Origin of the sequence: Actinomycetospora succinea (genome assembly GCF_004363095.1) — a bacterium.
Classification (GTDB): domain Bacteria; phylum Actinomycetota; class Actinomycetes; order Mycobacteriales; family Pseudonocardiaceae; genus Actinomycetospora; species Actinomycetospora succinea.
This window is the reverse complement of sequence record NZ_SNYO01000016.1, coordinates 81885-89306: the sequence shown is the minus strand read 5'-3', so window position 1 is coordinate 89306 and position 7422 is coordinate 81885. Positions and strand designations below refer to the sequence as shown.

Genomic DNA, 7422 nt, shown 5'->3' with positions numbered 1-7422 from the left:
CAAACTCTCCAACAAAAAACATTGGAACAAACAGTCCCAGCAAAAACACCCAACCCCCACTGGCATGAAAGGTCAGGCGACTCAAAGAAACCCCACGACACCACAACCCACAAAGGGACGCGATGCCGACGAGGACAAACACACCAAAACATTCAGCACACTGTTGAGTTCTCAAAGGACAACCACACGCGTCTCGCCGCGACCGTTTCCGGTCGAGTTCCTCGCGGTGATGACCACTGTACCCGACTCGATTCGCGGCCGATTCCAGGGGGTCCCTGTCGGTCCGTCCCGATGTCGGGCGGAGGCGATCTGCTCGGTCCCGGAGGACGTCGGCCTGATCGCCGGTGTTCGACTGTACCCGAGGCCGAGGGCCCCGGTCGGCTCCCGGCCGGCCGCTGTCCGCGTCCGTTCCCCGGGTGCGATGACCACTGTACGCGATGCTCCGGGGTGCCCCGAGCACCCGGGGTCAGGTCCGGCGTTCGCCCACGTCAGCGCTGGTGTCCGCGCTCGTCTCACCCTCCGGCGGCGCCGGGCGCCCCGTCGTCGCGAGGGAACGGAGCATGGCGTTGTAGGCCTCGAGGTCACGGTCGCCGTCGCGGTCGGCCCGCCGGTCCTCACGTCGTGCGGTCCGCTCGTCGGCGCGCGACCACTGGACGAGCAGGGCGATCAGCACGATGAGCATCGGGACCTCGCCCGTCGCCCACGCGAGGCCGCCGCCGGCGGTCTGGTCGGCGAGGCGGTCGATCCACGGCATCTCGAGCTGCTGGTAGAAGCCCGAGCCGATCACCGTGGCGGAGGTCATCACCGCGATCCCGAAGAACGCGTGCAGCGGGATCGCGACGAACAGCAGGCCGAGACGGCCCACGGGCGGCAGCTGCCGGGGGCTGGGGTCGATGCCCACGATCGGCCAGAAGAAGATCAGCCCGACGAGCAGGAAGTGGATGTTCATCGCCAGGTGCGCCCAGTGCGACTCGAGCGCCACGGCGAACATCCCGGAGAAGTACAGGACGTAGAAGCTGCCGACGAACAGCGCGAGGGCGACGAGCGGGTGCGTCAGCACCCGGGCGACGGGTGAGTGCACGGCCGAGAGGACCCATTCGCGGGGCCCGGGCGGAGCGCCGGCGCCGGCCGGGGGCAGGGCGCGCAGCAGGAGCGTCACCGGTCCGCCGAGCACCAGCAGGATCGGGACCAGCATGTTCAGCATCATGTGCTGGCCCATGTGGACGCTGAACATCACCGGGGCGTAGCGGCCGATCCCCGACGACGTCGCGACGAGCAGCACGAGGCAGCCGGCGAGCCAGGACAGCGTGCGCCCCACGGGCCAGGCGTCGCCGCGTCGGCGCAGGCGCCGCACCCCGGCGAGGTAGAGCCCGGCGAGGACGAGCGCGAGGGTGCCGAAGACCAGGTCGAAGCGCGACTGCGTGAAGATCCCGGCGGCGGTGAAGGGCTGGTCGACCGCGTAGCCGACGAGCGCCTCGATGCGGGTCGGCTGGGCCTCGGGCACCACCGGCGGCGGCGTGCGTCCGAGCGCCACGGCGACACCCATGGTCGCGGCCATGAGCAGGACCTCGAGTCCCGCGAAGCGCACGATGGCCCCCGAGCTCCCCGCAGCGAGGGCGGGCAGGGTGCGGCGCCGGTGCCAGACGCCGAACGCCCCGAGCGCCACGAGGGCGAGCGCCTTGACGACCACGAGGAGCCCGTAGGTGCTCGTCAGGAGGTCGGCCGGCGTGATCCGGACCAGGGCGTTCATGACCCCGGAGAGCGCGAGCACGATCCAGCAGACGAGCGCGAGCGCGGAGAACCGCCGGGCGGCGAGCGCCGGGTGGCGGCCGCCGGCGACGAGGTGGGTCACGAGCGCGACGAGGCCGCCGACCCAGAGGGCCGCCGCGAGCACGTGCAGCAGGAGGCTGTTGGTGGCGACGTCGTGGTCGCTGCCCCCGGCGGAGTGTCCGGTCAGGGCGAGCGGGAGCAGGCCCGCCAGGGCCAGGCCGAACGCGACGACGGTCGCGCCCCACCCGAGCACGACACGGGTGACCCCGAGCGCCACCAGCGCGAAGACGGCGGTGAGCGCCCACGAGGTGGTCGTCTCGATGCCGGGCACGGCGACCGAGAGCACCCGCAGGTCGAGCATCTGCGAGACCGGGCGACCGTAGGCGTCGGCGGCGCTGAGCGGGATCATCAGCAGCGCCGCGACCGACCACGTCCCGGCGGCCCACGACGCGATCCGCACCGCCCGGTAGCCGTCGGCGGACAGCCAGCCCGTCGACGCCGGCGGGGTGAAGAAGGCCGCGAGCAGCAGGAAGCCGATGGTCGCGGCGGCGGCCGTCTGGCTCAGCGCGCGCACCACGGGCAGGGCGTAGACGGTGACGGGTCCGGGGTCGGGCAGCCCGAGCTGCGCGAAGGTCGCCGCCCCCGACAACGTGCTCAGGGCGAGCGCCACGACGGCGGCCACCGCGAGCAGCGGCCCGACCTGGGCGGCGAACAGGCCTCCGGTGGAGGTCGGCCGCTCGGTCGAGGCGGTCTCCGGCGCCTCGGCGGGGGGTGGGGTCGTGGTGGCCACGGGACCAGGGTAGGTCGCGCTCGTGGGGCGGGCGTCCGGTCGGGCTAGGCTGCCGCGAGGCCCCCGTAGCGCAACGGATAGCGCATCGGCCTTCTAATCCGACGGTTGCAGGTTCGAGTCCTGCCGGGGGCGCGCCTTGCCCGGCGACCACGTGGCGGCGGACGATCGGCGGTCCACCGACGAGCCGAGGTCGCGATGCCCGAGATGGCCAGCATCGAGCGTTCCCGAGCCCACGCCCTGCTCGGGGCGTCGGCGGTCCTCTTCTCCGTCCTCTACTACGTCTCCGACCTGCTGGAGGCGGCCCAGGGCGGCTTCTCGTCGGGGCAGCTCTGGCTGACGCTGGTGGCCGAGGCCGCCATCCCGCCGATCGTCATCGGCCTCTACCTCGTCCAACGGCCCCGGATCGCCCGCAGTGCGCTGATCCCGGCCGTCGGGTACGCGTACGCCTACGTGTTCTTCACCGGCACCGTCGTCTACGCCCTCGTCGAGGGCACACCGGACTACGCGACCCTCTCCGAACAGCTCGGGCTCTGGATGACCGTCCACGGTGTGCTGATGTTCATCGCCGGTGTGTGGTTCGGTGCCGCCGTCGTGCGCGCCGGCGTGCTCCCGCGGTGGACCGGCGTCGCCCTGGCGCTCGGGGTGACGCTCGTCGTCGCCACCCAGGGCGCGCCGGAGGGGCTGCAACTCGTCGCCGCGGCGGTGCGCGCGCTGGGCATCGCGGGGATGGGCGCCGGATTGCTCGTGCGACCCCGGGCGTGACCGGCTACCAGGCCTCCGGCTCGAACTCCGCCGACATCTCCCGCCAGCTCAGGGGCTCCGCGCAGTGCGAGCACGTCATCCGCGGGGAGGCCTCGTGGCCGCACCCGCGGTGGACGAGCCGGACGGGCGGGACGTCGTTCTCGTACTTGTCGCCCCAGCCCATGAGGGCGACGAGCACGGGGTAGAGGTCCGCGCCCTTGGTCGTGAGGCGGTACTCGTGGCGCGGCGGGGCGTCCTGGTAGCGCACGCGCTCGAGCACGCCCTCGGCCGTGAGGACCCGGAGCCGGTCGTTGAGCACGTTCGCGCCCAGCCCGAGCTTCGAGCGGAAGTGCTCGTAGCGCCGCTCCCCGCGGAAGGACTCCCGCAGGATCATCATCGTCCAGCGCTCGCCGATCACCGACCAGGTCCGCGCGACGGAGCAGTAGACGTCGCCCAGATCGTCGTGTCGCACGGCGGCGAGTCTAGGACTCTTTTCGAGTGTGAGCAGCTCCGCTACCGTTCCGGGCATGCCCTTCTACCAGTTCACGGTCCCCAGCGGTGACGCGACGCTGGAGCACAAGCCCGAGGTCGCGGCGGCGATGACGAAGGTGCACGCGGAGGTCACCGGCGCGCCGAGCGCCTACGTGCACTGCTCGTTCGTCGAGGTGCCGCCGAACAGCATCTTCGTGGCCGGCGAGCCGGTCTCCGGGCCGCGGATGGTGGGGATCATCCGCGAGGGACGCTCCGCCGAGGTCCGCGCCCGCCTGCTGCACGAGCTCGCGGACGCCTGGTGCGAGATCACCGGGAACGCGACGAAGGACGTCGCGATCTTCCTCCAGGAGGTCCCGGGCGCGAACGTGCTCGAGGACGGCGTCGTCCTGCCGGAGGCGAGCGCCGACCCCGGCGCGATCGCCTGATCAGCTCCGGCGCCGCGCCCGGACGACGGTGTCGACACCGCCACCCGTCTCCCGCGGGCGGTGCTCGGCGACGAGGAGCTCCCACGACCCGGCGTCGAGGGCCTCGCGGGCGTCGTCGACCGACACCTGCGTCTGCCCGGCGGCACGCGTCGGGGCGCCGGTCTCCGGGTCGACGGCCGGGTGGCCGACGAGCAGGAGGGTCCCGCCCGGCGCCACACCGTCCGCGAGGCGCCGCACCATGTCGGGCGCCGACCCGGCGACGTGGACGTAGAGGCAGGTCACGAGGTCGAAGCGGCCCGGAGGCGGGGTCCAGGTCCCGAGGTCGCCCTCGACCCAGTCGATGCGCTCGGAGACGCCCGCGCGCTCGGCCCGGGTGCGCCCGCGAGCGAGCGCGGTGGCCGAGAAGTCGACCGCCGTCACCCGCCAGCCCTGCACGGCGAGCCAGAGCGCCTCGGAGCCGTGGCCCGCGCCGGCGTCGAGGGCGAGGCCGGGCGGGAGGTCCGCGGCCTCGGCGAGCAGGGTCGGGTTCGGCGGACGCCGGTCCACGTCCGTCGCGTGCCCGTCGAGCACCTGCGTCCAGCGCCGCTCCCAGCCCTCGCGGCCGAGGTCGTCACTCACCGGCGTCCTGGACGAGCGTGTCGAGGCCGTGGGCACGGTCGCCGAGCAGCCGCCGGCACAGGGCGGCCTCCGTTTCGTGGGAGAACACGTCGTCGGTCATGCCGCAACGGTGGCCGAGCCGCGGGCGATCGGCGAGGATTCTTGCCGGAATGGCAAGCGTCACGGCCCCGCGAGGAAGTCGAGCACCTCGCGCGTGAGGCGGACGGGGTCGTCCTCCATGAGGAAGTGCCCGGCGTCGTCGAGCACGACGAGCGACGCGCCGGGGATGTCGGCGGCGAGCTTCTCGGCGTAGGACACGGGCTGCCACCGGTCCTCGCGTCCCCACACGATGCGCACCGGGACGTCGATCGTCCCGAGCCGGTCGGTGAGCTCCTCGGTGTAGGTCGAGTCGTAGTGGCGGACCTGGTGCTCGAAGAACGAGGTGCGGCCGAGCGCCGTACGGTGCGGGGCGAGGAAGGCGCGCAGGTCGTCGCCCGCCATCACGGCCTCGTCGGCGACGGTCATCGTCAGCTGGCGGGTCAGCATCGCCTCGAACTCGTCCGCCGACATGTTCGCGTCGCCGTCGAGGCGGGTCCGGATGATCTCCCGCCAGGTCTCCGAGGGCCACGAGTCGTAGCTGACCGTGTCGACGAGCATGAGGCGCCGGACCGTGCCGGGGTGCAGGACGGCGACGCGCTGGCCGATGGCTCCGCCGATGTCGTGGGTGATCAGGCTCGGGTTCTCGACGCCCAGCTCGTCGAGCAGCGCGAGCAGCAGGTCGGTCTGGGCGCCGACCGAGGTGTCGCGGTCGAGCGGGCGCTCCGAGTCGCCGTAGCCCAGGAGGTCGTAGGTGATCACCCGGTGGCCCGCGGCCTCGACGTGGGGGACGACGTGGCGCCACTCATGCGACCACGAGGGCGTGCCGTGGACGAAGACGACGGGATCGCCCTCGCCGCGGTCGCGGTACGCGAGTCGGACGCCGTCGACGAGGACGTTCCGGTCGAGGAAGCTCATGCTGGGTAGACTAGTCTACCTACTATGAGTGCACGAGGATCGGCCCGCGCCAAGCTGCTGGCGGCGGCGTCGGCGCGCTTCTACGCGCAGGGCGTGACGGGCACCGGCATCGACGTCATCACCGCTGACGCGGGCGTGGCCAAGATGAGCCTCTACAACAACTTCGCCTCGAAGGCCGAGCTCGTGGCGGCCTACCTGGAGAGCCGCCAGGAGGAGTTCCGCGAGCTGTACCGCCGACGGCTGCGGACCGAGACGGCGCCGGGGGCGCGGGCGCTCGCCGTCCTCGACGCGTACGTCGAGCACGCGGAGAGGGCCGCCGACTTCCGGGGCTGCGGACTGCTCAACGCCGCCGGCGAGCTCCCGGACGGCGACCCCGGCCGGGCTCTCGTCGCGGCGCAGAAGGCCGAGGTCGAGCAGATGCTGCGCGAGGCCCTCGCCCCGCGCGACGACGCCGACGTGCTCGCCGAGCACCTGTCCCTGCTGCTCGAGGGGGCGATGGTGCGCGGCGGGCTGGAGGGCGACGTGCACCGCCTCCGCCGGGCGCGGGAGATCGCGGCGGGGCTCGTCGGGGACGACTGACCCGCTTGCCCGGAACGTCCGGATCGCGGTTGGCTCGCCCCGTGCTCGCTCCGTTCCCCGCGTTCGCCGCCTGGCGGTTCGTGGACGTCGTCGACGGGTTCGAGGTCGTCTACCCCTCCCCCGGCCGATTGCGCGGGCACACGTCGGCCGTCGAGGACGGCCGCCCGTACGCGGTGCGCTACGAGATCGAGCTCGACGAGCACTGGCACACCCGGTCGGCCCGGGTGTGGAGCGACACCGTCGCGGGGCCGGGGGAAGTCGTGATCGCGTCGGACGGGGACGGCCACTGGACGGTCGACGGAGTTCCCGCGCCGCACCTCGACGGCCTCGTGGACGTGGACATCGAGGCCTCGGCCTGCACGAACACGCTGCCGGTGCACCGCATGGCGCTGCCGGTCGGTGAGGTCGTCACGGCCTCCGCGGTCTATGTCCTCGCCCTCGATCTCTCGGTGGTCCGGCTCGACCAGACCTACCGCCGGCTCGACTACCACCGCTTCGCCTACACCTCGGAGGGCGACTTCTCGACCGTCCTCGTCTACGACGACGCGGGCCTGGTGCTCGACTACCCCGGGCATCGCCCGGCGCTTCGCGTAGGGGTCTTCTATCAGCCGTCGCTGATATCGTCGGCGACGTGCACGCGATGGACGTGCTCGGCGACCCCGTCCGCCGGCGGATCCTCGAGCTCCTGGCCGACGGCGAGCTGGCGTCGGGCGCCGTCGTCGAGCACATCCGCGAGGAATTCGGCATCTCGCAGCCCGGGGTGTCGCAGCACCTGCGGGTCCTGCGCGAGAACGGGCTGGCGTCGGTGCGCGCGGAGGGCACGCGGCGGCTGTACTCCGTCGACGCGGGCGGGCTGCGCGAGGTGGACGGGTGGCTCGCGCCGTTCCGGCACTTCTGGGAGCAGCGGCTCGACGCGCTCGGCACCGAGATCGCGCGCGGCAAGCGCGCCCGCCGCGAGGAGGACCGGTGACGGCGGCTCCCGCGACAGTGACCGACGAGTAGGTCACACTGACG

Annotated in this window: 8 protein-coding genes, 1 tRNA gene and 1 pseudogene; 6 read left to right on the top strand and 4 right to left on the bottom strand. The window is 72.8% G+C overall.

Annotated elements, in window-relative coordinates:
• Positions 1-466: 466 nt before the first annotated feature.
• Positions 467-2560: a bifunctional copper resistance protein CopD/cytochrome c oxidase assembly protein gene (locus EV188_RS30945; RefSeq protein ID WP_243742128.1), complete on the bottom strand. Its 2094-nt coding sequence runs from the start codon at positions 2558-2560 to the stop codon at positions 467-469.
• A gap of 59 nt (positions 2561-2619) precedes the next feature.
• On the opposite strand from EV188_RS30945, the gene EV188_RS30940 reads away from it, so the two are divergent.
• Together EV188_RS30940 and EV188_RS30935 are read left to right on the top strand one after the other, a co-directional pair.
• Positions 2620-2692: transfer RNA gene (locus tag EV188_RS30940), tRNA-Arg, on the top strand.
• Positions 2693-2764: 72 nt separating this feature from the next.
• Positions 2765-3322, top strand: coding sequence for a hypothetical protein (locus EV188_RS30935; protein ID WP_133830189.1), 558 nt, complete (start codon positions 2765-2767; stop codon positions 3320-3322).
• Positions 3323-3326: 4 nt separating this feature from the next.
• On the opposite strand, the gene EV188_RS30930 is transcribed toward EV188_RS30935, so the two are convergent.
• Complete coding sequence (locus EV188_RS30930) at positions 3327-3773, bottom strand: winged helix-turn-helix transcriptional regulator (RefSeq protein WP_133830188.1); 447 nt, start codon at positions 3771-3773, stop codon at positions 3327-3329.
• Between the two features lie 55 nt (positions 3774-3828).
• Here EV188_RS30930 and EV188_RS30925 point away from each other — a divergent pair, with 55 nt between their 5' ends.
• Complete coding sequence (locus tag EV188_RS30925) at positions 3829-4218, top strand: tautomerase family protein (protein WP_133830187.1); 390 nt, start codon at positions 3829-3831, stop codon at positions 4216-4218.
• On the opposite strand, the gene EV188_RS30920 is transcribed toward EV188_RS30925, so the two are convergent.
• Both EV188_RS30920 and EV188_RS30915 read right to left on the bottom strand, forming a co-directional pair.
• A complete protein-coding gene (locus tag EV188_RS30920) occupies positions 4219-4836 on the bottom strand; it encodes a class I SAM-dependent methyltransferase (protein WP_133830186.1) in 618 nt (205 codons plus the stop codon).
• A 159-nt stretch (positions 4837-4995) separates the two neighbouring features.
• The gene (locus EV188_RS30915; RefSeq protein WP_133830185.1) at positions 4996-5829 is read right to left on the bottom strand and encodes an alpha/beta fold hydrolase; all 834 of its coding nucleotides are present in this window, start codon (positions 5827-5829) and stop codon (positions 4996-4998) included.
• A gap of 24 nt (positions 5830-5853) precedes the next feature.
• Between EV188_RS30915 and EV188_RS30910 the strand changes: the two genes are divergently transcribed.
• From EV188_RS30910 to EV188_RS30900, 3 genes and pseudogenes are all read left to right on the top strand, one after another.
• Positions 5854-6408: a TetR/AcrR family transcriptional regulator gene (locus tag EV188_RS30910; protein WP_133830184.1), complete on the top strand. Its 555-nt coding sequence runs from the start codon at positions 5854-5856 to the stop codon at positions 6406-6408.
• 41 nt (positions 6409-6449) lie between these two features.
• Positions 6450-6968 (top strand): annotated as a pseudogene (locus EV188_RS32865) (putative glycolipid-binding domain-containing protein); the annotation flags it as partial.
• A gap of 71 nt (positions 6969-7039) precedes the next feature.
• Positions 7040-7378 (top strand): ArsR/SmtB family transcription factor, encoded by a 339-nt coding sequence (locus EV188_RS30900; RefSeq protein ID WP_133830183.1) that lies wholly within the window; start codon positions 7040-7042, stop codon positions 7376-7378.
• Positions 7379-7422 lie beyond the last annotated feature (44 nt).

What these genes read in the sequence shown, in the direction of transcription:
- EV188_RS30915 (WP_133830185.1), bottom strand. Translation starts at nt 5,829, where the DNA reads ATGAGCTTCCTCGACCGGAACGTCCTCGTCGACGGCGTCCGACTCGCG.
- EV188_RS30935 (WP_133830189.1), top strand. Translation starts at nt 2,765, where the DNA reads ATGGCCAGCATCGAGCGTTCCCGAGCCCACGCCCTGCTCGGGGCGTCG.
- EV188_RS30925 (WP_133830187.1), top strand. Translation starts at nt 3,829, where the DNA reads ATGCCCTTCTACCAGTTCACGGTCCCCAGCGGTGACGCGACGCTGGAG.
- EV188_RS30910 (WP_133830184.1), top strand. Translation starts at nt 5,854, where the DNA reads ATGAGTGCACGAGGATCGGCCCGCGCCAAGCTGCTGGCGGCGGCGTCG.